Source organism: Candidatus Symbiopectobacterium sp. NZEC127, assembly GCF_025962675.1.
Lineage (GTDB): Bacteria > Pseudomonadota > Gammaproteobacteria > Enterobacterales > Enterobacteriaceae > Symbiopectobacterium.
In genome coordinates this window covers 255,073-278,659 of record NZ_JAGFPG010000003.1, presented here as the reverse complement: position 1 = coordinate 278,659, position 23,587 = coordinate 255,073, and the positions used below count along the sequence as shown (strand labels likewise).

Annotated in this window: 21 protein-coding genes; 4 read left to right on the top strand and 17 right to left on the bottom strand. The window is 56.2% G+C overall.

All coding sequences use genetic code 11. From position 1 onward, the window contains the following. Window positions 1–28: 28 nt before the first annotated feature. A complete protein-coding gene (locus tag J5069_RS14705; protein WP_264644584.1) occupies window positions 29–1,075 on the bottom strand; it encodes a GMP reductase in 1,047 nt (348 codons plus the stop codon). Window positions 1,076–1,260: 185 nt separating this feature from the next. Here J5069_RS14705 and coaE point away from each other — a divergent pair, with 185 nt between their 5' ends. From coaE to yacG, 3 genes are read left to right on the top strand one after another with little or no spacing between them, the layout of a single operon-like run. Next, a complete protein-coding gene (gene coaE, locus J5069_RS14700) occupies window positions 1,261–1,878 on the top strand; it encodes a dephospho-CoA kinase (protein WP_264644583.1) in 618 nt (205 codons plus the stop codon). A 2-nt stretch (window positions 1,879–1,880) separates the two neighbouring features. Next, entirely contained in the window at window positions 1,881–2,633 is a 753-nt protein-coding gene (gene zapD / locus J5069_RS14695; protein ID WP_264644582.1) for a cell division protein ZapD, read from the top strand. A gap of 24 nt (window positions 2,634–2,657) precedes the next feature. Then, window positions 2,658–2,858 carry a DNA gyrase inhibitor YacG gene (gene yacG, locus J5069_RS14690; RefSeq protein ID WP_264644581.1) on the top strand — a complete coding sequence of 67 codons (201 nt, stop codon included), beginning with the start codon at window positions 2,658–2,660 and terminating at the stop codon, window positions 2,856–2,858. 40 nt (window positions 2,859–2,898) lie between these two features. Here yacG and mutT read toward each other — a convergent pair whose 3' ends face one another. The 3 genes from mutT to secM all read right to left on the bottom strand — a co-directional run bounded on the left by mutT (window position 2,899) and on the right by secM (window position 6,842). Then, the gene (gene mutT / locus J5069_RS14685) at window positions 2,899–3,297 is read right to left on the bottom strand and encodes an 8-oxo-dGTP diphosphatase MutT (RefSeq protein WP_264644580.1); all 399 of its coding nucleotides are present in this window, start codon (window positions 3,295–3,297) and stop codon (window positions 2,899–2,901) included. Window positions 3,298–3,443: 146 nt separating this feature from the next. Then, a complete protein-coding gene (gene secA / locus J5069_RS14680) occupies window positions 3,444–6,152 on the bottom strand; it encodes a preprotein translocase subunit SecA (protein WP_264644579.1) in 2,709 nt (902 codons plus the stop codon). 177 nt (window positions 6,153–6,329) lie between these two features. Continuing rightward, window positions 6,330–6,842, bottom strand: coding sequence for a secA translation cis-regulator SecM (secM, locus tag J5069_RS14675; RefSeq protein ID WP_264644578.1), 513 nt, complete (start codon window positions 6,840–6,842; stop codon window positions 6,330–6,332). Window positions 6,843–6,876: 34 nt separating this feature from the next. Here secM and J5069_RS14670 point away from each other — a divergent pair, with 34 nt between their 5' ends. Next, window positions 6,877–7,407 carry a DUF721 domain-containing protein gene (locus tag J5069_RS14670; RefSeq protein ID WP_264644577.1) on the top strand — a complete coding sequence of 177 codons (531 nt, stop codon included), beginning with the start codon at window positions 6,877–6,879 and terminating at the stop codon, window positions 7,405–7,407. 44 nt (window positions 7,408–7,451) lie between these two features. Here J5069_RS14670 and lpxC read toward each other — a convergent pair whose 3' ends face one another. The 13 genes from lpxC to J5069_RS14605 form a co-directional block, all read right to left on the bottom strand. Then, window positions 7,452–8,369 (bottom strand): UDP-3-O-acyl-N-acetylglucosamine deacetylase, encoded by a 918-nt coding sequence (gene lpxC, locus J5069_RS14665; protein WP_264644576.1) that lies wholly within the window; start codon window positions 8,367–8,369, stop codon window positions 7,452–7,454. Between the two features lie 102 nt (window positions 8,370–8,471). Then, window positions 8,472–9,623 carry a cell division protein FtsZ gene (ftsZ, locus tag J5069_RS14660; protein ID WP_264623700.1) on the bottom strand — a complete coding sequence of 384 codons (1,152 nt, stop codon included), beginning with the start codon at window positions 9,621–9,623 and terminating at the stop codon, window positions 8,472–8,474. A gap of 66 nt (window positions 9,624–9,689) precedes the next feature. Then, the gene (ftsA, locus tag J5069_RS14655; protein WP_222158190.1) at window positions 9,690–10,946 is read right to left on the bottom strand and encodes a cell division protein FtsA; all 1,257 of its coding nucleotides are present in this window, start codon (window positions 10,944–10,946) and stop codon (window positions 9,690–9,692) included. Beyond that, complete coding sequence (ftsQ, locus tag J5069_RS14650; protein ID WP_264644575.1) at window positions 10,943–11,818, bottom strand: cell division protein FtsQ; 876 nt, start codon at window positions 11,816–11,818, stop codon at window positions 10,943–10,945. The genes ftsA and ftsQ overlap by 4 nt, the downstream gene beginning before the upstream one ends. A 1-nt stretch (window position 11,819) precedes the next feature. Continuing rightward, window positions 11,820–12,740 carry a D-alanine--D-alanine ligase gene (locus tag J5069_RS14645; RefSeq protein ID WP_264644574.1) on the bottom strand — a complete coding sequence of 307 codons (921 nt, stop codon included), beginning with the start codon at window positions 12,738–12,740 and terminating at the stop codon, window positions 11,820–11,822. Between the two features lie 2 nt (window positions 12,741–12,742). Beyond that, a complete protein-coding gene (gene murC, locus J5069_RS14640; RefSeq protein ID WP_264644573.1) occupies window positions 12,743–14,203 on the bottom strand; it encodes a UDP-N-acetylmuramate--L-alanine ligase in 1,461 nt (486 codons plus the stop codon). Between the two features lie 91 nt (window positions 14,204–14,294). After that, the gene (murG, locus tag J5069_RS14635) at window positions 14,295–15,359 is read right to left on the bottom strand and encodes an undecaprenyldiphospho-muramoylpentapeptide beta-N-acetylglucosaminyltransferase (protein ID WP_264644572.1); all 1,065 of its coding nucleotides are present in this window, start codon (window positions 15,357–15,359) and stop codon (window positions 14,295–14,297) included. Next, window positions 15,356–16,558, bottom strand: a complete 1,203-nt coding sequence (ftsW, locus tag J5069_RS14630; RefSeq protein ID WP_264644571.1) for a cell division protein FtsW — start codon at window positions 16,556–16,558, stop codon at window positions 15,356–15,358. The genes murG and ftsW overlap by 4 nt, the downstream gene beginning before the upstream one ends. Then, entirely contained in the window at window positions 16,558–17,874 is a 1,317-nt protein-coding gene (murD, locus tag J5069_RS14625; RefSeq protein ID WP_264644570.1) for a UDP-N-acetylmuramoyl-L-alanine--D-glutamate ligase, read from the bottom strand. Before murD ends, ftsW begins: the two co-directional genes overlap by 1 nt. A 4-nt stretch (window positions 17,875–17,878) precedes the next feature. Beyond that, window positions 17,879–18,961 (bottom strand): phospho-N-acetylmuramoyl-pentapeptide-transferase, encoded by a 1,083-nt coding sequence (gene mraY, locus J5069_RS14620; protein ID WP_264644569.1) that lies wholly within the window; start codon window positions 18,959–18,961, stop codon window positions 17,879–17,881. Continuing rightward, entirely contained in the window at window positions 18,955–20,316 is a 1,362-nt protein-coding gene (murF, locus tag J5069_RS14615) for a UDP-N-acetylmuramoyl-tripeptide--D-alanyl-D-alanine ligase (RefSeq protein WP_264644568.1), read from the bottom strand. Before murF ends, mraY begins: the two co-directional genes overlap by 7 nt. Further along, complete coding sequence (murE, locus tag J5069_RS14610) at window positions 20,313–21,800, bottom strand: UDP-N-acetylmuramoyl-L-alanyl-D-glutamate--2,6-diaminopimelate ligase (RefSeq protein ID WP_264644567.1); 1,488 nt, start codon at window positions 21,798–21,800, stop codon at window positions 20,313–20,315. Before murE ends, murF begins: the two co-directional genes overlap by 4 nt. Continuing rightward, window positions 21,787–23,550, bottom strand: a complete 1,764-nt coding sequence (locus J5069_RS14605; RefSeq protein ID WP_264644566.1) for a peptidoglycan glycosyltransferase FtsI — start codon at window positions 23,548–23,550, stop codon at window positions 21,787–21,789. Before J5069_RS14605 ends, murE begins: the two co-directional genes overlap by 14 nt. Window positions 23,551–23,587: the final 37 nt, after the last annotated feature.

The following is a 23,587-nucleotide window of genomic DNA, read 5'->3' as shown; positions in this document are numbered from 1 at the left end:
GTGCCGTCTGCTGCCGGGCGTGCTCGCGCTAGGCGTTGCCGTTGTAAATGCGGTTTTCCTGTTCCGCCACACGAATAAACGTGGTGCGTTTGGTGAGTTCTTTCAGGCGAGAAGCGCCAACGTAAGTGCATGCCGAGCGCAAACCACCCAGAATATCACGAACGGTATTATCGACAGGGCCGCGCAGCGGCAGCTTGACCGTTTTCCCTTCTGCGGCGCGATACTCTGCGACACCGCCGGAATGGCGCTCCATCGCAGAGGCAGAACTCATACCGTAAAACAGCATCATTTTCTCGCCATTCTCTTCCACCACCCGGCCTTCACACTCATCGTGGCCCGCCAGCATGCCGCCGAGCATCACAAAATCTGCGCCGCCGCCGAAGGCTTTTGCCACATCACCCGGCATCGAGCAACCACCGTCGCTGACGATCTGCCCGCCCAAACCGTGCGCAGCATCGGCACACTCGATCACGGCAGAAAGTTGCGGATAGCCCACACCGGTTTTCACCCGCGTGGTACACACGGAACCAGGGCCGATGCCCACCTTGACGATATCCGCGCCAGAGAGAATCAGCTCTTCCACCATTTCACCGGTAACCACATTACCGGCGCAAATGACCTTATCCGGCCAGGCTTCACGCGCTTTTTGCAGGAAATTAACGAAGTGCTCAGAATAACCATTGGCAACGTCGATGCAGATAAATTTGAGCTCTGCCGACAGCGCCAGAATCTGTTTCACCTTGACGAAATCCGCCTCCGACGTACCGGTGGATACCATCACATGGCGCAATACCGTTTCAGGCGCTTCTTTAACGAACTGCGCCCACTGCTCCACGCTGTAGTGCTTATGCACCGCAGTCAGTACGTCAAACTCCGCCAGCGCACGCGCCATACGAAAGGTGCCAACAGTATCCATATTGGCCGCAATCACCGGTACACCAGACCAGGTGCTCTGAGCATGAAGGAAAGTGAATTGGCGCTCCAATTCCACGTCAGAACGACTTTTCAAGGTAGAACGCTTGGGGCGAATAAGGACATCTTTGAAACCGAGCTTCAGATCTTCTTCAATACGCATGACGGTTATCTTCCTGGTTATAGCGGCGAGTATGCCAGCAATGCGGCCACGTAAAGTACAAAGGGAGAAGGCCATTCCCAGTTACCTCATCATACGCAGTAATAATGCAACAACAAGACTGCGAATTTCCCTTTATTTGGGCTAGAATCCCATAAATTTACCTGCTCATTTTCACACAAGGCATTATGACCTATATCGTAGCCTTAACAGGTGGCATCGGCAGCGGCAAAAGTGCGGTCGCCGATGCCTTCGCCACCTTCGGGATCCCGATTGTCGATGCCGATATCATCGCTCGCCAGGTGGTAGAACCCGGTGCGCCAGCGTTATCTGCTATTCAGGCGCATTTTGGTAACGATATGCTCAATAGCGATGGCACCTTGAATCGAGCCATGCTTCGCCAGCGCATCTTTTCCTCAACAGAGGATAAAACGTGGCTAAATGCCTTACTGCACCCCTTGATTCATGCAGAAACGCGGCGACAATGGCAACAGGCGAAAGGCCCCTATGTGCTGTGGGTGGTGCCGCTGTTGGTCGAGAATGGGCTGCAATCTCTGGCGCAGCGTGTTGCGGTTGTTGATGTGGAAAGAAACACGCAGATGGAACGCCTGCTCGCGCGCGACAAGGTAAATCGCCAGCAGGCTGAGAACATACTCGCGGCACAGGCAACGCGTGAACAGCGGTTGGCCTGTGCTGATGACATTATTGATAACAACGGTCGCCCCGGGGCGTGGATGGAACAGGTTACCGCGTTGCATCAACGCTACCTCGCCCTTGCCGCCGACAACGACCGACAGGACAAGTAACAATGAGCGATGCCCTTTCCACCGTGTTGTTTGAATATCCGCTAAATGAAAAGACGCGTACCTGGCTACGTTTGGAAACGCTGCTGCAACAGTTGCATGAAAATCACAGTTGGGCAGATATGGGCAGTGCGCTCGCCTTCTTTCGCGCCGTGGTCGATTTGCTCGACGTGCTGGAACGCGGAGACATTCGTACTGAACTGCTTAAAGAGCTGGAGCGCCAGCAACAAAAGCTGCTGCAATGGAGCGATGTGCCCGGCGTCGATCATGACCGCATCCATGTACTGCGCCAGCGTTTGAAGCAATTCGCGGCCGTGCTGATGTCCGCACCGCGCATGGGGCAATTTTTGCGTGAAGACAAGCTGATTGGTATGGTGCGGCAGCGGTTGAGCATTCCAGGCGGCTGTTGCAGTTTTGATGTGCCGACGCTGCATCTGTGGCTGCATCAGTCGCAGGCGCAGAAGCAGCAGGTAATCGATACCTGGCTACACTCACTGTCACCGCTAAAGAACTCGCTCGATCAAGTGCTGGAGCTGATACGCCACTCTGGTACGTTTCGGGCACAAACCAGCTTGAACGGATTCTTTCAAGATAACGCGGTGGATGCCGATCTGATTCGTTTGCAATTGGCTATCGAGCATCAGCTCTACCCTCAGGTATCAGGCCATAAATCGCGTTATGCGATTCGCTTTTTGCCATTAGACAGCGAAAATGGTCACGTGCCCGCGCGCCTGTCATTTGAATTAGCCTGTTGTTAACCAATATTGCTGTAGGAATAAACCATGGATAACGAAACCTTCACTGTTAGCTGCCCCACCTGCAAAAAGTCGGTGGAGTGGGGAGAACATAGCCCTTACCGCCCATTTTGCAGCAAACGCTGCCAGCTTATCGATCTCGGCGAATGGGCAGATGAAGAAAAACGCATCCCGAGCAATGAAGATATTTCGGACAGTGACGAATGGAGTGAAGAACCTCGCCATTAACGAACGCCTGACGATTAATCAGCGGGGTTGTTGCACCGGTTTAACAATGCGTTTCCTTCAGCCAGCGGATCATCTCTGCGTTGGCAGGAGGAAATTCATCTTCCAGCAGCGACGCGGCTTTCAGCCAGCGAGAAGGCTGCCCCTCACGCCCATAGGGTTCTCCCTGCCAGCGTTCAACCATAAAAAAGTGCAGCGTGATGATGCGCTCCTCGGTTTCCACGGTTTTGCTGTTCAGCGCAGTCGGTGCCAGCGCTTCAATCCCCGCTTCTTCACGCAGTTCGCGAATCAACGCCTGTTCAGCGGTTTCTCCCTGCTCCACTTTCCCACCGGGAAACTCCCACATCCCCCCCATGTGCACGCCCTGAGGGCGACGGGCAATAAAAAACTCGCGTTGCGCATTACGAATAATGCCTACCGCAACGTTCAGATGTTTACGCACGGCTTACTCCTTCAAATTCCAGCCAGATAAAAGGCGGTCATTGACCGCCTCTTCGTTATATCACAGTTATACGCGCCACAACTCAAACCGCAGATGCATTCACCACGCTCATTTTGCAATTCGCATTATTTAGCGTATAGATGACATCAGTGTTGCAAGCTGCCATGGCACTGCTTGTATTTTTTACCGGAACCGCACGGGCACGGATCGTTACGACCAATCTTGCGATCGCCCTGTCCGGCTGCCGCTGCCGCCGCGCTGATTTGATCGTCGCTTTGGTGGCTCAGCTGTTGCTGACGCGCCAGGCGTTCCGCCTCTTCGCGACGCTGTTGCTCCAGTGCTTCAACTTCTTCCGGCATTCTAACCTGCACCTTGCTCAGCGTGCCGATCACTTCATATTTCAAGGACTCCAGCATGTTGGCAAACATGGAGAAGGATTCGCGTTTGTACTCCTGCTTCGGATCTTTCTGCGCGTAGCCACGCAGGTGAATACCCTGACGCAGATAATCCATGGCCGCCAGATGCTCTTTCCACAGGGAATCCAGCGTTTGCAGCATCACGCCCTTCTCGAAGTTGCGCATCACATCGACACCGACCACTTCTTCTTTGCGCTGGTAGACATCGACGGCCTGTTGCAGGATGCGCTCACGCAGGGTTTCTTCATGCAGCGTGTGCTCTTCATCCAACCAGGCTGAAATCGGCAACTCGAGATCGAAGTCGTTTTTCAGGCGCTGCTCCAGCCCTTCGATATCCCACTGCTCTTCCAGCGACTGCGGCGGAATGTGGTTATCAATCGCCAGCTTGAACACATCTTCACGGATGCTGTTGATGGTTTCGCTGATATCCGCCACGTCCAGCAATTCATTACGCTGGGTGTAAATGGCGCGGCGCTGATCGTTAGCCACGTCATCGTATTCCAGCAACTGCTTACGAATATCAAAGTTGCGGCTTTCTACCTTACGCTGGGCGTTGGCGATCGCTTTGGTTACCCACGGGTGCTCAATGGCCTCACCCGGTTTCATCCCCAGTTTACGCATCATGTTGGAGACGCGATCGGAGGCAAAAATACGCATCAGCGCATCTTCCATCGACAGGTAAAAACGGGAAGAACCGGCATCCCCCTGACGACCGGAACGGCCACGCAGCTGGTTATCGATACGGCGTGACTCATGACGTTCCGTACCGATAATGTGCAAACCACCGGCGGCCAGTACCGCATCGTGACGCACCTGCCATGCGGCTTTGGCGTTGGCAATCGTGGCTTCATCCGGCTCTTCCAGCAGAGCCAGCTCAGCCTGCAAGCTCCCGCCCAGCACGATATCGGTACCACGGCCCGCCATGTTGGTGGCAATGGTCACCGCGCTTGCCTGACCGGCCTGCGCAACGATATCCGCTTCCTTGGCGTGGAATTTGGCGTTCAGGACGTTGTGTTTGATGCCTGCTTTGGTCAGCGCTTCTGACACCACTTCCGATTTCTCGATGGAGATAGTCCCCACCAGCACCGGCTGGCCCTTCACGCTGCGCTCTTTAATGTCTTCGATGATCGCGTCGATCTTTTCCTGCTCGGTCATGTAGACCAGATCGGGTAAATCTTTACGGATCATCGGGCGGTTGGTCGGCACCACAATGGTATCGAGCTTATAGATAGAGCTGAATTCAAACGCTTCGGTATCGGCCGTACCGGTCATCCCGGCCAGCTTTTCATACAAGCGGAAATAGTTCTGGAAGGTGATCGACGCCAGCGTCTGGTTTTCATTCTGGATCTTCACGTTCTCTTTGGCTTCCACCGCCTGGTGCAAACCATCTGACCAGCGACGCCCCTGCATGGTACGACCGGTGTGCTCATCCACGATGATCACTTCGCCGTCTTTCACGATGTAGTCAACATCGCGAGTGAACAGCACATGGGCGCGCAGCGCGGCGGTAACGTGGTGCATCAGCATGATATTGGTTGGCGAGTAAAGCGACTCCCCATCATCCATGATGCCTTGTTTTACCAGCAGCTCTTCCACCAGCACCAGGCCGCGCTCGGTCAGGTTAACCTGACGCGCTTTTTCATCCACCGAGAAGTGTCCTTCACCTTGGAAGGTATCTGAATCTTCTTTTTCCTGACGAATCAGGTGCGGGATGATTTTGTTGACGCGAATATAGAGATCGGAGCTGTCTTCCGCCGGACCGGAAATGATCAGCGGGGTACGCGCTTCATCGATCAGGATGGAGTCCACTTCATCCACCAGCGCATAGTAAAGCTTACGCTGCACGCGCTCTTCCGGGCTGAATGCCATGTTGTCGCGCAGATAGTCAAAGCCGTACTCGTTGTTGGTACCGTAAGTGATATCGGCCGCATAGGCTTCACGCTTGGCCGGTGCAGGCATGCCCGGCAGGTTGATGCCAACCGTCAAGCCCAGGTATTCAAACAGCGGGCGGTTATTCTCGGCGTCACGCTGTGCCAGGTAGTCGTTCACCGTCACCACATGCACACCACGGCCCGTCAGGGCATTGAGGTAGGCAGGCAACGTTGCGGTCAGGGTCTTACCTTCACCGGTACGCATTTCTGCGATGCAACGCTCGTTCAGCACCATGCCGCCCATCAACTGTACGTCGAAATGGCGCATACCAAACACACGTTTACTGGCTTCACGCACCACCGCAAACGCCTCAGGCAGCAACGCTTCGAGGGTTTCCCCTTTCTCAAGACGCCCACGGAATTCAGCGGTTTTCGCCTTCAGTTCATCATCCGACAGCGCTTCGATGGCCGGTTCCATACGGCTGATCACTTCAACCACTTTACGCATACGGCGCAGCGTACGATCGTTACGGCTGCCAAAAACTTTAGTCAGGATACTGGTTAACATAATGATTTTATTCTCACGTAGGCCGCTGTATCAGCGACGATACGATAGCTACTCATAATTCCTTTCATCGCGATCCGGAGATCGGCGAGAGAAGCGGTGTTCGCGTTTACATTCAGAACAGTGACCATTGTCCCTGTTCGTCGTTATACGCCAAGAAAACGCGAGTGAAACGGCGTGTCAGGCGGAGCGTGCAGGCCCGGCGCGGATGCCACGGACTTGAGACAACCACAGCCCGGCATGATAAGGAGAAGCGGCAAATACCAGGGTGCCGCGCGGTAAAGGATGCAACGCCGAGGGGGTTTCCGGCAGCGTCAACAGCGCATTGAGCGTATCCAGGATTACCAGCGGGTGCGCACTCAACGCCGCCTCGGCCTCCGGCAACGCGTGTGCCTGAGGCACCGTCAGCGCAAAGGAGAGATGGCGAATAACCGTGCGGATGGCATGCTGATGCCAATAATCGATACCAAACGAGGTGCGGCGATGCACCTCTTTCAAACTGGCCAGTTCGGTCAGGCTAAAAGCGACGGGATTCTGGCGGCTGATGCTGGCCGTCGCGTTTGACGCAGAGGCATGCTCGTTGGTTTCGTTAAGGCTGGTCGGCAGACCAAGGCTGGCCGCGACCATCCCCAACAGGAGATGTGGCCAAAAATAACGTCTGCCAAATTGTCGCCAACGATTTAGAATACCCATGACGAGTTTATTTGCCCACCGGAGCCTGATACCTATGCGTGATAGCCGCCCCCAATCACTGGAGTCCCTGTTCGATAGCGTGTCAGGGGGAAATAAAGGCCCCTTGCACGAGGTTCAACAGCGCGCTATCGCCTTGTTAAAACTTAATCGGGCCGTGAAAGGCTTACTGCCTTCTCAACTGCACCCGTGGTGTCGCGTCGCGAATTACCGACAAGGCCACCTGATTCTGGAAACTGCCAATGCAAGCTGGTTAATGCGGTTACGTTATGAGCAACCCTCGTTACTCTCAGCATTGCGCGCTCAGATATTACCATCATTGGCATCGATCGACATCAGGATTAATCCCGCGCTGGCCGCAAAAGGGGATGAAACGGTATCGGGAAAGGATAATTTGCGCGCAGAAAGCAAAAATTCAGATACGCCGCCCCGTCAACTGAGTGAACAAAGCGCCGAAACGATCCGGCATTTAGCCAGTCACAGTCCGGAAAAATTGAGGAAGATATTAGAAAGGCTGGCTTCACTCGCCGGAGAGGGTACGAGTAAAACCAGCCAACAGAAAAAATAACCTATTACATTCGCCTGAGCGACGGCCCTAACGCCCGATGTCGGTTACGCCAGCACCGTAGAAGGCGCTTTGAACGCCAGCGGCACTTCGCGCTCGTTTTCAAAGGTGACGTATTCCCACGCTTCCTGTTTAGCCAACACCGCCTGCAACAATTTGTTGTTTAGCGCATGACCAGACTTGAACGCAGAGAACGCACCGATGATGTTATAACCGCACATGAACAGGTCGCCGATGGCATCCAGCATTTTGTGACGCACAAATTCGTCTTCAAAACGCAGACCATCTTCGTTCAGCACACGATAATCGTCTACCACGATAGCGCAATCCATACTGCCGCCCAGGCACAGGCCGCGGGATTGCAGGTATTCGATATCGCGCATGAAGCCGAAAGTACGCGCACGGCTGATCTGGCGAATAAACGCATCCGCAGAGAAATCCAGGGAATAGCGCTGTGAACCGGCATCAATCGCTGGGTGGTTAAAATCGATGGTGAAATCCAGGCTGAAACCGTTATACGGCGTCAGTTCTGCCCATTTGTCACCGTCTTCAACCCGCACAGGCTGTTTGATGCGTACAAACTTTTTGGCGCAGTTCAGCTCTTCGATACCGGCATCAAGCAGCAGGTAAACGAACGGGCTGGCACTGCCATCCATAATTGGAATTTCCGGGGCATCAACATCAATGACGATGTTATCGATACCCAACCCCGCCAAGGCGGCGTTCAGGTGTTCCACCGTTGAAATACGCACGTCATGCTCGTTTACCAGGCAAGTACAGAGCATGGTATCACGCACGGATTTGGCATCAGCCGGAAAATCAACCGGTGGATTCAAGTCAGTGCGGCGATAGATGACCCCGGTATTCGCCGGTGCAGGTCGCATCGTCAGCGTGACTTTCTTGCCGGTATGCAAACCGACGCCCGTCGCCTGTACGATACGCTTTAATGTACGTTGTTTGATCATCGTATTATCTCGCAATGTTACTGAACCAACCGCCCTAGCTTACACCAGGATCGGCGGGACAGTTTAGCACAAAGAGCGGAGATTCCAATCACAAGGCGGAGGTTAGTCCGCTTGTTTGCGCAAAAATGCGGGAATATCCAAATAGTCAGGCTCTTTGTTGGTTTGTACCGTTTGGTCATTAACCACCTTGGCCGCCGGTTTTTCCTGCGTCAGCGGGGTCATACCGTGCTGCTGGTAACGGTGATCCATAACCGGTTGGCTGGCTTGCTTATTGGTCACCAGCGTAATTTCCGGGCGCTTGTCCATGCCGATACCGGTCGCCACCACGGTGACGCGCAGTTCGTCGTTCATGTCCGGATCCAACGAGGTACCAATCACCACGGTGGCATTGTCGGACGCGAACGCACGGATAGTGTTACCCACGGTTTCGAACTCATCCAGACGCAGGTCAAAGCCCGCCGTGATGTTAACCAGCACGCCGCGTGCGCCAGACAGGTCGATATCTTCCAGCAGCGGGCTGGAAATCGCCATTTCTGCCGCTTCTTCGGCACGGTCTTCACCGCGCGCCACGCCGGAGCCCATCATGGCATAACCCATTTCGGACATCACAGTGCGCACGTCAGCAAAGTCCACGTTCATCAGGCCAGGACGAGTAATCAGTTCTGCGATACCTTGGACAGCGCCTTTCAGTACATCGTTCGCTGCACCGAACGCGTCCAGCAAAGAAATACCGCGACCCAGCACTTTCAGCAGCTTGTCGTTAGGGATGGTGATCAGCGAATCCACGTGCTTGGACAGCTCGGCAATCCCCTGCTCGGCAAACGCCATGCGTTTTTTACCTTCGAAGTTGAAGGGCTTGGTCACTACCGCAACCGTCAGGATACCAAGATCCTTTGCCACTTCAGCCACGACAGGCGCAGCACCGGTACCGGTACCGCCACCCATACCGGCGGCGATAAACACCATGTCCGCGCCATCAAGCGCAGCGCGCAGCGCTTCACGGTCTTCTTCCGCCGAGTTGCGACCCACTTCCGGGTTGGCGCCTGCGCCCAGCCCTTTGGTGATGCCGCTACCAATCTGAATAGTCTGACCCACCGCGGTCTTGCGCAGTGCCTGCGCATCGGTGTTCACCGCGAAGAATTCGACGCCTTCGATGCGCTCGCGCACCATATGTTCGACGGCGTTACCGCCGCCACCGCCGACGCCGATGACTTTAATCACCGCGTCGTTGGTTAACTCCATTGGTTCAAACATAGTTTCTCTCCGTTTTGTGCCTGTACCGCGAGACCGTCAAGTGTGCCACACGATCTCTGATAAACATTAAAATTCCTTTCTCAGCCAGCTACTGATGCGTTTAAACCAATTGCCCACTGAGCCACGTTTTTCTACTTCGTGCTCACCGCCCAGGTGAGACTCTTTTCCGTAATGCAGCAGCCCAACCGCCGTTGAGTAGAAGGGCTCCTGCGCATAATCCGTTAAGCCTGTTATATTCAGTGGCTGACCGATGCGCACCTGCGTGTGGAATACGCGCTTGGCGCAGTCAACCAACCCGTCGATCTGAGCGGCACCGCCCGTCAGCACAATGCCGGCGGCTAAATGGTGCTTCACGCCCTGCTGACGTAATTGCTCCTGCAATTGCAAAATTTCATCGTTCACCAAATTGAGCAATTCGGTGTAACGCGGTTCAATCACTTCAGCCAGCGTCTGCCGTTGCAGACTGCGTGGCGGCCGACCGCCTACGCTCGGCACTTCCAGATTTTCGTCTTTGCTGACAATCGCGCCCAATGCGCAACCGTGGCGTACCTTGATGGCTTCCGCATCCGTGGGCGGCGTGCCAAACGCATAAGCGATATCGCTGGTCACCACGTTGCCCGCGTAAGGGATCACTTTGGTGTGGCGCAGTGCACCGCCGGTATACACCGCGATATCCATGGTGCCGCCGCCGATATCCACCACGCAAACGCCCAATTCACGCTCATCTTCCGTCAGCACAGCGTAGCTGGAAGCCAGGCCGGCAAAAATCAGTTGGTCCACTTTCAAACCGCAGCGCTCTACGGCTTTGACAATATTTTTCGCCATATCGTTATGGCAGGTGATCAAATGCACCTTTGCCTGCATGCGCACGCCGGAAAGACCAATCGGGTTCTTGATCCCTTCCTGATAATCAATCGCGTACTCTTGCGGAATGACATGCAAAATACGGTGTTCATCGCGCACGCGCACGGATTTCGCCGTGTGCACCACGCTCTCGACGTCATCCTGCGTCACTTCTTCTTCCGAAATCGGCACGATACCGATTTCATTCTGGCAACTGATGTGCTTGCCCGACAGCGCCAGATAGACGGAAGAAATTTGACAATCCGCCATCAGCTCGGCCTGGTCGATGGTCCGCTGTACGCATTTTACAACGGACTCCAAATCGTTAACGCCGCCTTTATCCATCCCGCGTGACGGACAACTGCCCACGCCGATGATATTGACCATGCCATCGGGCAGAACTTCCCCTACCAGCGCAGCCACTTTTGCTGTACCGATTTCCAGCCCAACTACCAGTTTTCTGTCCGTCGACTTGATCATTGTTGTTTAGCCTGTGCCTGATTCTGTTGCTGATTACCGTTCTGTTTTTGATCAACGTCTTTTCGCTGAGCATTTCCCTGCTGCTGATCCAGCAGAGGCGGTGCCCACCCTACCGCGGCACCGGTGTCGTAACGTAAGTCCACGTAGCTGACACGTTTGTTGTCGTTCTGCGCCTGCCGCTGCAACAGCGGGTAAAGCTCAAGAAAACGTTCCAAACGCCGGGCCCGCTCATCACGCCCCAATTCCAGACGGATGTCATCTTCCAGCCCCAACTGCCACGAATGCCGTGCACTCATCGCCACCATTTTTAATGTCAGCTTACTGCTCGCCAACACCTGATTCATGGTGCGGTAGCCTTCCAGCACATCGTTTTCACTGCCTTCTGGCCCGTACAGCAGCGGCATTTTGCGATTACCGACCCGCTCGGCGGGCACGCTGAAGGAATTTCCTTCTGCATCCACCATCAGCAGGTCATTCCACCGCGCTACGGGCACATATTCAACCAGATGAATCTTTAATTCATCAGGCCACTGCTTACGCACGCTGGCCTGTTTGATCCACGGCAGACGTTCAATCTGCTGTTGGATAACATCGACATCCTGCGTCATAAAGGTGCCCGGCGCACCCAGCGACAATATCGCCTGGCGAATATCATCATGGGTGGTGTAGTGCCGCTCACCGGTCACCACCAAGCGGGACAGCGGTAACCGACTGGCATCCTTCATCCACTGCAACACCATCCAGCCGCCCCACAGGATAGTGCCCAGCACCATCAGCAGGAACAGCAATCCAGCCAACTGCCCACCGTTACTGCGACGCCCGCCTGTTGGCTCTTCGTCGCGTCCGCGCAAATTCCGCGCCGCCTGCGACATATCAAACAGCCGAGGCCAGGATCTGCGCGACGAGCTGCGAGAAGCTCATCCCGTGCTGCCTGGCAGCCATCGGCACCAGACTGTGATCCGTCATTCCGGGCGACGTATTCACCTCCAACAGGTAAAACGCACCGTCGGCGTCCAGCATCAGATCAACACGACCCCAGCCGCGACATCCCAACGCCGCGAAGGCCGCTTGCGCCAGCGCACCGATGGCCTGCTCCTGCTCAAGCGCTAACCCGCTGGGACAAAAATACTGCGTCTGGTCCGAGAGATACTTGGCCTCATAATCGTAAAACGTGCCTGCGGCCTGAATTCGAATTGAGGGCAGAACCGTGTCGCCTAACAATGCCACCGTGTACTCAGGCCCGCTCAGCCACTTCTCAACCAGCACATCGTCATCATGCACAAACGCGGTGTCCAGCGCCGTCACCAGTTCCCCTTGCTGCGTCACTTTGCTCATGCCGACGCTAGAACCTTCACGACTCGGCTTCACCATCAGCGGCAACCCGAGGTGCGCACAGGCGGTCTGCAATTGCTCGGGCGTTAACGCGTTATACTGTGCCCGCGTCAACGCAACATAAGGGGCTATCGGCAATCCCAGCGACTGCCACACCAGCTTGGTGCGCCACTTATCCATGGTCAGCGCCGATGCCATCACACCGCTACCGGTGTAAGGCAACTGCAAAAACTCCAATACCCCTTGCAGCGTGCCGTCTTCACCGCCGCGACCGTGCAGGGCGATAAACACCTTGTCAAACCCTGCCTCTTTCAGGCGAGTGACCGGAAAATCACGCGGGTCAACGGCTTCGGCATTAATTCCCGCCGCTTTGAGCCCGGCAACCACCGCCTGCCCGGAACGCAGTGACACGTCACGCTCCGCCGATGTTCCTCCCAGCAGCACTGCGACTTTTTCCGCCATACTCACTCCGTAACCAGAGGTTGTAAGCGGGTATCCGCCAGTTTACGCGCCAGCTTGCCTACATTGCCCGCACCTTGAATCAACACCAGATCGCCATCCTGTAGCGTCGGTGCCAACAGCGTTGCCAGCATATCCGGATCGGTAACCAGAATCGGATCGACCTTGCCGCGTCCACGAATAGTACGGCACAGCGAGCGACTATCGGCCCCGGGAATAGGACTTTCTCCCGCCGAGTACACATCCAGCATCAGCAACACATCCACTTGCGACAGCACGTGGGCAAAATCATCATACAGATCGCGTGTACGAGTATAACGGTGCGGCTGAAACACCATCACCACGCGTTTTTCCGGCCAACCGGCACGGGCGGCTTTGATCGTCGCATCCACTTCTGTTGGGTGGTGGCCGTAATCATCCACCAGCATCACGCTGCCTGCGTTGCCATTTACCGCATCCAGCGGGAACTCTCCGAGGAAATCGAAACGGCGTCCGGTTCCCTGGAAGCTGGACAGCGCGCGCAGAATTGCTGCGTCATCAATGCCCTCTTCCGTCGCCACGGCGACCGCTGCCGCCGCGTTCAACGCGTTATGGCGACCCGGTGCATTCAGCGTAACCTGCAACAGCGGCTTACCCTGACGCGCCAGCGTAAAGTGTCCCTGCGCACCTGACTGGCGGTATTCCGCCACGCGCACATCGGCATCATCGCTAAACCCGTAGGTGGTGATATGACGCCCCACGCGCGGCAGCAATTCGCGAATCACCGTATCGTCCACGCACATCACCGCACGGCCATAAAACGGCAGATTGTGCAAAAAGTTGATGAACGTCTGCTTTAAATTTTCAAAATCGCCCTGATAGGTATCCATATGATCTGCTTCGATGTTGGTGACAATCGCCACCATCGGTTGCAGATGCAGGAAGGACGCATCACTCTCGTCCGCTTCCGCAATCAGATAACGACTGGAGCCCAGGCGCGCATGCACACCTGCGGCTTTCACCAACCCGCCGTTGACAAAGGTCGGGTCCAAACCCGCCTCGGCATAAATACTGGCGACCATCGCGGTGGTCGTGGTTTTACCGTGCGTTCCGGCAATCGCGATGCCATGGCGAAAACGCATTAATTCGGCCAGCATTTCAGCGCGACGAATCACCGGAATACGCGCCTCGTGAGCCGCAACGATTTCCGGGTTGTCCGCGCTAATCGCGCTGGATACCACTACCACGCTGGCATCTTTCACGTTCTCAGGGCGGTGATGAAAATAGATCTGCGCCCCCAGCGCGGCCAACTGCTGTGTCACCGCGTTCGGTGCCAGGTCAGAACCGCTGATGTGGTAACCTTCGTTCGCTAACACTTCGGCAATACCGCCCATGCCAGCACCGCCGATGCCGACAAAATGGATGTGCCGCACGCAATGCATTTCGGGCACGATGGAACGCAGTTTTGCCAATTGCTGTGTATTCACTTTTTCTACCGCTACCTTTTCACTTGTACTTCATTCACTTGTCATGAGGAGACAACCTTCCCCTCACGCATTTTATTCTGTCAGACGCACCTTAGTGCGCTGCGGCGGCCACTTCGGCGGCCACGCGTTCGGTGGCATCCGGCCTCGCCATGGAACGAGCACGCTGTGCCATGTCGCGCAACGTGGCGCGATCCCAACCGGACAGCACATCGCTCACTGCATCGACACTCAGTGCCGACTGCTCAATAATCTTGGCGGCTCCAGCCTGTTCCAGCGGCAGCGCATTCCAATATTGCTGCCGGTCTTTGTGCTGAAAGGGCACAAACAGCGCGGGCAATCCGGCGGCGGCAATCTCACTGACGGTCAGCGCACCGGAGCGACACACCACCACATCGGCCCAGCTATAGGCTTGCGCCATGTCATCAATAAATTCGGTCACTTTATGCTGCGGTACGCCTGCCGTTTCATACGCCTGCTGCACCTCGGCCAACGCGCCTTTGCCGGTCTGGTGCCAGACAGTGACGTTAGCCCCCAACCGAGCGGCGACGTCCGGCAACGTGCGGTTTAACACCCGTGCCCCTTGGCTTCCGCCCACCACCAGCACACGGATCGGGCCTTCACGCCCGGCCAAACGCGCATCGGGTGCAGGCAACGCCAACACATCGGTACGAACCGGGTTACCCACCACGTCAGCGTTGGGAAACGCGCCGGGAAAAGCCTGTAATACCTTGCGCGCAATGCGCGACAGCCAGCGGTTGGTTAACCCCGCAATGCCGTTTTGCTCATGCAGCACCACCGGGATACCGCACAGCCACGCTGCCAGACCGCCCGGTCCGGACACATATCCGCCCATGCCCAGCACCACGTCCGGCTGGTAGCGTTTCATGATCGCTTGCGCCTGACGTACCGCGCGATAAATCCGTAAGGGTGCACACAGCTGCGCCGCAATACCTTTGCCACGCAAGCCAGAAATACTAATAAAATCAATCTCAATGCCGTTTTTTGGCACCAAATCGGCTTCCATGCGATCGGCGGTTCCCAGCCAACGAACCTGCCAACCCTGCGCCATCAAATGATGGGCAACGGCCAGACCGGGGAACACATGTCCTCCGGTGCCGCCTGCCATCACCATCAAGCGCTTACCTTCGCCACTCATTTGGCACTCCTCGTGAACGCCTGCGCCTTGGTCAGGCGCGTCTCAAAATCGATCCGCAGCAACAATACAATGGCGGTCGACATGATGATCAAACTCGAGCCACCGTAACTGATTAACGGCAGCGTCAGCCCTTTGGTGGGTAACATTCCCGCAGCAGCGCCGACGTTTACCAGCGTTTGGAAACTAAACCAGATGCCGATAGAACACGCCAAAAAGCCGGAAAATCGCTGATCGATCTCCAACGCACGCTTGCCGATGGACATGGCCCGAAAAGCGACGAAGAATATCATTAACAACGCCAAAACCACACCGATATAGCCGAGCTCTTCGCCTAAAATGGAAAAAATAAAGTCGGTATGCGCTTCCGGTAAATACTCCAGTTTCTGCACCGAGTTTCCTAATCCTTGTCCCCACAGTTCACCACGGCCAAATGCCATCAGCGACTGGGTTAGCTGGTAGCCGCTGCCAAACGGATCTTCCCACGGGTTCCAGAATGACGTCACGCGGCGCATACGGTAAGGTTCCGCCACAATCAGCAAACCGACGGCAAACATGCCGCAGCCGATGATGGCGAGAAACTGCCACAGTTTGGCGCCGGCCAGAAACAGCATCGCCAGCGTGGTGATAAACAGCACCACCACCGTTCCCAGATCGGGCTGCGCCAGCAGAAGAACAGCCAGCACCACCATCACGCCCATCGGTTTGCAAAAGCCCCAGAAATTGTTACGGACTTCCTCTACCTTGCGCACCATGTAGCTGGAGAGGTAGCAAAACAGCGCCAGCTTTGACAACTCCGCAGGCTGCACGCGCAGCGGCCCCAGCGCAATCCAGCGCGAAGCACCGTTTACCGAACTGCCTACCACCAGCACCACCAGCAGCATCACCAGTGTGAGCAACAACAATATCGGGCTGTAACGCTGCCAGACTTCCATCGGCACGCGCATGGTGATCAACGCCAACGCAAATGCCAGACCGATGTAGAACGCGTCGCGCTTGGCAAAAAAGAACGGGTCGCTGGTCAGGCGCTGCCCCACCGGCATGGATGCCGAGGTCACCATCACAAACCCAAGGACCGCCAGACCGAACGTCAGCCAGAGCAGGGTGCGGTCATACATCACGATGCTCTGCACATCGCTCTCCCGCGTCCCCATGACCCAGCCTTTCAGTCGTTCAATCACTGGCAGCCCAATAAAACGCATCAGCCAAGCTCCTCCGCCAATCGGGCGAACTCATCGCCGCGCTGTTCGAAACTCTTGAACTGATCGAGGCTGGCACAGGCCGGAGACAGCAGCACCAGATCGCCCGGCACCACGCGCGCGGCAATCACGCGCAGGGTTTGCTCCATGGTCTCGGTTTGCTCTGCTATCTCAGGGCGCAGCGCCGCCAGTTGAGCACCATCACGCCCGAAGCAATACAGGCGAATATTGTCACCCTGGACATAACGCAGCAGCGGCGAAAAATCGGCCGACTTGCCGTCGCCGCCCAACAACAAATGCAGCGTGCCTTTGACCTGCAACCCGCTGAGCGCCGCTTCGGTGCTGCCCACGTTGGTCGCTTTGGAATCGTTAATCCAGCGCACGCCGTTACGCTGCCATACACATTGGAAACGGTGCGGCAGACCAGTAAAGGTGGTGAGCGCCGTCAGCGCTGGTGCGCGAGGAATCCCTACCGCATCCGCCAATGCCAACGCTGCCAGCGCGTTGGTGTGGTTATGTTGCCCGACTAAAGAGATCTCTTTGGTATTCAATACGCGCTCGCCTTTCACGCGCAGCCAGGTTTCGCCCTGCTGGGTGTTGAGGTGATAGTCGCCCACATCAACGCCAAAACTGATGCAGCGCGTATCCGCACCTTTAATCGGCATGGTCAGCGCGTCATCGGCATTCACCACGCACACCTGCGCATGGTCATAGATGCGTAGCTTGGCGGCACGATACTGTTGGATACCAAACGGGTAGCGGTTGGTATGATCTTCCGTGACGTTAAGAATGGTGGCGGCCGCCGCACGCAGGCTGGAGGTGGTTTCCAACTGGAAACTCGACAGCTCCAGCACGTACAGTTGGCACGGCTGTTTGAGCAGCGTCAGCGCAGGCAAGCCAATATTCCCACCAACACCGACCGACCATCCCGCCGCTTTAGCCATTTCACCGACCAGCGTGGTGACCGTGCTTTTACCGTTGGAGCCGGTAATCGCCACGATCGGTGCCTGCGCTTCGCGGCAAAACAGCTCGATATCGCCCACAATTTCTACGCCTGCGGCGGCGGCATCGGCCAGCGCGGGCGTAGCCAGTGCGATACCGGGGCTGGCGACGATCAGATCTGCCGCTAACAGCCAGTCTTCATTTAACGAACCAAGGTGGCGATCAACCTCGGCAGGCAGTTTATCCAGACCGGGCGGACTAACACGGGTATCCACCACGCGCGGCGTCACACCGCGCGTCAGGAAGAAATCAACGCAGGAAAGCCCGGTGATCCCCAGGCCAATAATGACAACGTTTTTACCCTGATAGTCCATCATACCGTTACCGTACCTTCAGCGTTGCCAGGCCAATCAGCACCAGCATCAGCGAAATAATCCAAAAACGCACAATCACGCGCGGCTCTGGCCACCCTTTAAGTTCATAGTGATGGTGAATCGGTGCCATGCGGAAGATACGCTGTCCGCGTAGCTTGAATGAACCGACCTGAAGGATCACCGACAGGGTTTCAACCACGAACACCCCGCCCATAATCACCAATAAGAATTCCTGACGCAGCAGGACAGCAATGGTGCCTAACGCGCCGCCGAGCGCCAGTGAGCCAACATCGCCCATAAATACCTGTGCCGGGTAGGTGTTAAACCACAGGAAGCCCAGACCCGCCCCCACCATTGCCGTACAGACAATCACCAGTTCACTGGCATGGCGGATATAAGGGATATGCAGATAACCGGCAAAATTCATGTTACCCGTTGCCCACGCCACCAGCGCGAAACCGGCGGCGACAAACACGGTCGGCATGATAGCCAGACCATCCAGCCCGTCGGTAAGGTTGACCGCATTGCTGGTGCCGACGATGACAAAGTAGGTCAGCAAAATGTAGAGCAGGCCCAGTTGCGGCATCACATCTTTAAAGAACGGCACCACCAGTTGCGTGGCCGGAGTGCCTTTGCCGATGGCATACATGGTAAAAGCCACCGCCAGTGCAATCACCGATTGCCAGAAATATTTCCAGCGCGCGATCAGCCCTTTGGTGTCTTTACGCACCACTTTGCGGTAATCATCGACAAAGCCGACGATACCGTAGCCCAGCAACACCAGCAGCACACACCACACATACGGGTTAGACAAGTTGGACCACAGCAGCACCGACACAATGATCGCCGCCAGGATCATGACGCCGCCCATGGTCGGCGTGCCGCGTTTGCTGAAATGAGATTCAGGCCCTTCATTGCGCACTACCTGCCCGATCTGCAATTTTTGCAGCCAGGCGATCAGGTGCGGTCCCATCCACAAGGAGATCACTAACGCGGTCAGCAGGCTGACAATGGCGCGAAACGTCAAATATGAGAAGACGTTAAAGCCGGAATAAAATTTGACCAAATGTTCGGCCAGCCACACTAACATGCTGCATTCTCCTGTAATGCGTGTACCACATGCTCCATCGCAGAACTCCGGGAGCCTTTAACCAAAACAGTGATCGTGTCATGCGTAGACAGCAACGTTTGCAAACGCGCTACCAACCCCGCCCGATCGGAAAAATGTTCACCACATTCACTGGTGAGGCTGATAGTCTGACTCAAGGTGCCAATGCTCAACACCGCGTCAATGCCAGCATCACGCGCTACTTCGCCCACCTGCTGATGGCACGCCTCGGCATCCTCACCGAGTTCACCCATGTCGCCCACCACCAGCACACGGTAGCCCGGCATCTCTGCCAGCGTGTGCACCGCCGCAGTCATCGATCCCACATTGGCGTTGTAGCTGTCATCCAGCAGCAGTTTGTTTGCCGCCAGCATGATGGGGAACAAGCGGCCCGGCACGGATTGGAGCTGCGCCAGCCCGTCTTTCACCTGCTGCAACCCAGCGCCTACCGACATCGCCAATGCGGCAGAGGCCAGCGCGTTCGCCACGTTATGGCGACCCGGCAACGGCACGTTAACCTCCAGCGAGCCAAACGGCGTATGGAGTTCAAACAGGGTGCCCGCGCCTTGATGGCGAATATCAGTGGCGTAGTAGTCGGTGTTCTCACCTTGCTGCGGCGAAAATTGCCATACCGTTTTGTCACGCAGCACGTCGTGCCAGCGCGTCAGGTCATTGCTGTCGGCGTTAATCACCGCAATACCCTTGGTGGGCAAACCGTTGAAGATCTCCCCTTTGGCGCGCGCAACGCCTTCCAACGATCCAAACCCTTCCAGATGCGCGGGCGCCAGGTTATTCACCAGCGCGCTATCCGGACGCACCAGATTGGTGGCATAGGCAATCTCACCGATATGGTTGGCCCCCAGCTCAATCACCGCAAAGCGATGCTCAAGGGTGAGGCGCAGCAGCGTTAACGGTACGCCAATGTCGTTATTGAAATTGCCGTCGGTATAGAGCACGTCGCCACACTGGCGCAAAATCGCTGCCGTCATCTCTTTGACGGAGGTTTTGCCGGAAGAGCCGGTCAAAGCCACCACGCGCGCAGAGGATTGACGGCGCATCCAGGCACCCAGTTCGCCCAGCGCCAGACGGGTATCCCCCACCAGCAGTTGCGGCACGTCGATAGGTAAGTGCTTACTGACCAACAGAGCCGCCGCGCCGCCGCGTACTGCCTGATGGGCATAATCATGCGCATCAAACTTTTCACCGCGCAGGGCGATAAACAGGCAGCCCGGCGTCAATTTTCGGGTATCGGTGCACACTGTTTCCACTGCCACATCGTCACCGAGGAGCGTGGCATTTAACGCCGTGGCCAGTTGCTGCAACGTAACGCGAATCATGCGATAACCCCCAGCAAACGCGCGGCAGTCACGCGATCGGAATAATCGAGACGCTGTTTGCCCACCAGTTGGTAATCTTCATGGCCTTTACCGGCAATCAACACAATATCGTCCACTTTCGCCTGCATAATGGCGCTGGTCACTGCTTCGGCGCGACCGTGCACCGCCAGTACCCGTCCGGCATCCACCAGACCGGCAAGAATATCTTTCACGATAGCCTGCGGCTCTTCGCTCCTGGGGTTATCGTCGGTCACCACAACGCGATCGGCCAGTTGTTCCGCGATGGCCCCCATAAGTGGGCGCTTACCTTTGTCACGATCGCCGCCGCAACCGAATACGCACCACAGTTGACCGGAGCAATGCGGACGCGCCGCCGCCAGCGCTTTTTCCAGCGCATCCGGCGTGTGGGCGTAGTCGACAATCACGGTTGGTTTACCCGGCGCTTTAAACACTTCCATGCGGCCGCAAACCGGCTGCAATTGTGCGCCGGTTTCCATTAATCTATCCAGCGGATAGCCCAGGGAAAGTAACGTTGCCAGCGCCATTAGCAGGTTACTGACGTTAAATTCACCCATAAGGCGACTTTCCAGGCGACCGTTGCCCCAGTTGGAATCAAAGGCGATCGATGCGCCTTCGTCGTGATAATCGACGGCAGTGGCTTTCAGCCAGCGGCCACGGCAGCCGGGCACCAGGTTATTGTGCAGCGTCACCGCCACGGCATCCGGCAACTGAGTCAGCCAGCGCTGTCCTACCTCATCGTCGGCGTTAATGATCGCCTGACCCACTTTATGCTCTGAAAACAGCGACCACTTGGCGGCCTCATAGCTTTCCATATCTCCGTGGTAATCCAGATGATCGCGGCTCAGGTTGGTGAAAACCGCCGCCGCGAACGGCAATGCCGCAACGCGATGCTGCACTAAGCCGTGCGAGGAAACTTCCATCGCGGCGAAGGTCGCGCCTTGTTCAACCAACTGATGCAGGACGTGCTGTACGTCGACTGCCGAGCCGGTGGTGTTTGCCGTGGGATTAACGCGCCCTAACAGACCATTACCTACCGTGCCCATCACGGCGCTGGTCTCGCCCAGCAGTTGACTCCATTGGGCCAACAGCTGTGTGGTGGTGGTTTTGCCGTTGGTGCCGGTCACGCCGACCAGCCGTAATGTGTCCGCAGGCTGCTGATAAAAACGCCCCGCCAACGCCGACAGACGTTGGTTCAAGTTACTCAGGTACACAACCGGAACGCCGTGCATTTCACGCACGGAGCCATCAGCAGCTTCACCGTCTGCCTCTGCAATCACGGCCGCAACCCCTTGCGCAATGGCCTGGGGAATATAACGACGCCCATCCACGCTGTGGCCAACCACGGCCACAAACAGATCGCCCGCAGCAGCAACACGGCTGTCCAGCGTCATTTCCCGCAGTTGGCGCGGTGGGACATCTTGCACCCACGGTGCCAGTAAATCGCACAGATTACGATCTGCCACCTGAAACCTCTTTATGGTTAATCACAAAATCATTTTTATCGCTGACGGGCAGCGCATCCGGCTCAATGTTCATGGTGCGCAATACGCCGCCCATGATGGCGCCGAATACCGGCGCGGAAACGGAGCCACCGTAGTAATTGCCTGCTTTGGGATCGTTAATCACCACCACCAGCGCAAAGCGCGGGTTGCTGGCAGGCGCTACACCTGCGGTGTAGGCAATGTATTTGTTGATGTATTTGCCATCCGGTCCGACTTTTTTCGCCGTACCGGTTTTAATGGCAACACGGTATCCCTTGATCGCCGCTTTGGTTCCGCCGCCGCCGGGCAGCGCAACGCTTTCCATCATGTGCACCACCGTTCGCACGATGGGCTCGGCAAAAATGCGTTCCCCCGGCACCGGCGGATCGACTTTGGTGATAGAAAGTGGACGATAGACACCATAGCTACCGATAGTGGCGTAAACGCGTGCCAGTTGCAGCGGCGTCACCATCAATCCATAGCCGAAAGAAAAGGTGGCCCTCTCTATGTCAGACCACCGTTGTTTTTGAGGATATAAGCCACTGCTTTCTCCGACCAACCCCAAATTGGTCGCTTTTCCCAAGCCAAAACGCGAGTAGGTGTCTACCAGCGCTGAGGAGGGCATCGCTAACGCCAGTCGTGAAACACCGACGTTACTCGACTTCTGTAGTATCCCGGTCAGGGTCAGTTCCGCGTAGCGGGCAACGTCTTTGATCTCATGACCGTTGATGTAATAGGGCAAGGTATTGAGCAGGCTGTTTTCTTTGACCACGTTGCGTTGCAATGCCGTCATCACCACCATCGGTTTTACCGTCGAACCCGGTTCGAAAATATCGGTAATGGCGCGGTTACGCATGACATCCATCGGCGTGCCCGACAGGTTGTTCGGGTTGTAGGAAGGGCTGTTAGCCATCGCCAACACTTCACCGGTGTTGACATCCACCAGTACGGCGGTGCCAGCTTCCGCATTATTGAAGGCCACGGCGTTGTTCAGTTCGCGATAAACCAACGCTTGCAGGCGCTCGTCGATGCTCAACATCAGGTTGTGTGCGGCCTGACTGTCAACGGAAGAGATATCCTCAATCACGCGGCCAAAACGGTCTTTACGCACCGTGCGCTCACCCGGTTGCCCGGTCAACCAACGATCGAAGCTTTTCTCAACGCCCTCGATCCCCTGCCCATCGATATTGGTGAAACCGATCAGGTGAGACGTTACCTGACCCGCTGGATAGTAACGGCGTGATTCCTGACGCAGATAAATGCCCGGCAGCTTGAGTTTGTGAACGTATTCACCAATTGCGGGGTTCACCTGGCGCGCCAGATAGACAAAGCGCCCTTTGGGATTGGCGTTGATTTTCGCCGCCATCTGATCGAGCGGCAAATCCAGCGCATCAGAAAGCGCTTTCCAGCGGGTATCGAGCGACACGCCGCCGTGTTCATTCAGCTCTTTCGGATCGGCCCAGATGGCGTTAACCGGCACGCTGACCGCCAACGGACGCCCGGCGCGATCGCTGATCATGCCGCGTGCGGTGGGCACTTCCTGCACGCGCAGGGAACGCATATCCCCTTCACGCACCAGTTTATCCGGGTTGATCACCTGCAAATAGGCGGCGCGCAACATCAGCCCCACCATCGCCAACAGTATGCCTGAACAGAGCAACGCAAAACGCCAGCTTACAAAGCTGGCCTTATCTTCCTGTCGTTTCAACTTTCCTGTGCGCGCTGCTTTCATGCCAAATGAGTACCTATGCTCTCATGTTCAACCAGAC

Coding starts and splice junctions, on each gene's coding strand:
- J5069_RS14705 (WP_264644584.1), bottom strand. CDS start 1,075: ATGCGTATTGAAGAAGATCTGAAGCTCGGTTTCAAAGATGTCCTTATT.
- murD (WP_264644570.1), bottom strand. CDS start 17,874: ATGATGGACTATCAGGGTAAAAACGTTGTCATTATTGGCCTGGGGATC.
- mraY (WP_264644569.1), bottom strand. CDS start 18,961: ATGTTAGTGTGGCTGGCCGAACATTTGGTCAAATTTTATTCCGGCTTT.
- ftsW (WP_264644571.1), bottom strand. CDS start 16,558: ATGCGTTTTATTGGGCTGCCAGTGATTGAACGACTGAAAGGCTGGGTC.
- murF (WP_264644568.1), bottom strand. CDS start 20,316: ATGATTCGCGTTACGTTGCAGCAACTGGCCACGGCGTTAAATGCCACG.
- yacG (WP_264644581.1), top strand. CDS start 2,658: ATGGATAACGAAACCTTCACTGTTAGCTGCCCCACCTGCAAAAAGTCG.
- ftsZ (WP_264623700.1), bottom strand. CDS start 9,623: ATGTTTGAACCAATGGAGTTAACCAACGACGCGGTGATTAAAGTCATC.
- coaE (WP_264644583.1), top strand. CDS start 1,261: ATGACCTATATCGTAGCCTTAACAGGTGGCATCGGCAGCGGCAAAAGT.
- ftsQ (WP_264644575.1), bottom strand. CDS start 11,818: ATGTCGCAGGCGGCGCGGAATTTGCGCGGACGCGACGAAGAGCCAACA.
- J5069_RS14605 (WP_264644566.1), bottom strand. CDS start 23,550: ATGAAAGCAGCGCGCACAGGAAAGTTGAAACGACAGGAAGATAAGGCC.
- J5069_RS14645 (WP_264644574.1), bottom strand. CDS start 12,740: ATGGCGGAAAAAGTCGCAGTGCTGCTGGGAGGAACATCGGCGGAGCGT.
- secA (WP_264644579.1), bottom strand. CDS start 6,152: ATGTTAACCAGTATCCTGACTAAAGTTTTTGGCAGCCGTAACGATCGT.
- murG (WP_264644572.1), bottom strand. CDS start 15,359: ATGAGTGGCGAAGGTAAGCGCTTGATGGTGATGGCAGGCGGCACCGGA.
- ftsA (WP_222158190.1), bottom strand. CDS start 10,946: ATGATCAAGTCGACGGACAGAAAACTGGTAGTTGGGCTGGAAATCGGT.
- J5069_RS14670 (WP_264644577.1), top strand. CDS start 6,877: ATGCGTGATAGCCGCCCCCAATCACTGGAGTCCCTGTTCGATAGCGTG.
- lpxC (WP_264644576.1), bottom strand. CDS start 8,369: ATGATCAAACAACGTACATTAAAGCGTATCGTACAGGCGACGGGCGTC.
- zapD (WP_264644582.1), top strand. CDS start 1,881: ATGAGCGATGCCCTTTCCACCGTGTTGTTTGAATATCCGCTAAATGAA.
- secM (WP_264644578.1), bottom strand. CDS start 6,842: ATGGGTATTCTAAATCGTTGGCGACAATTTGGCAGACGTTATTTTTGG.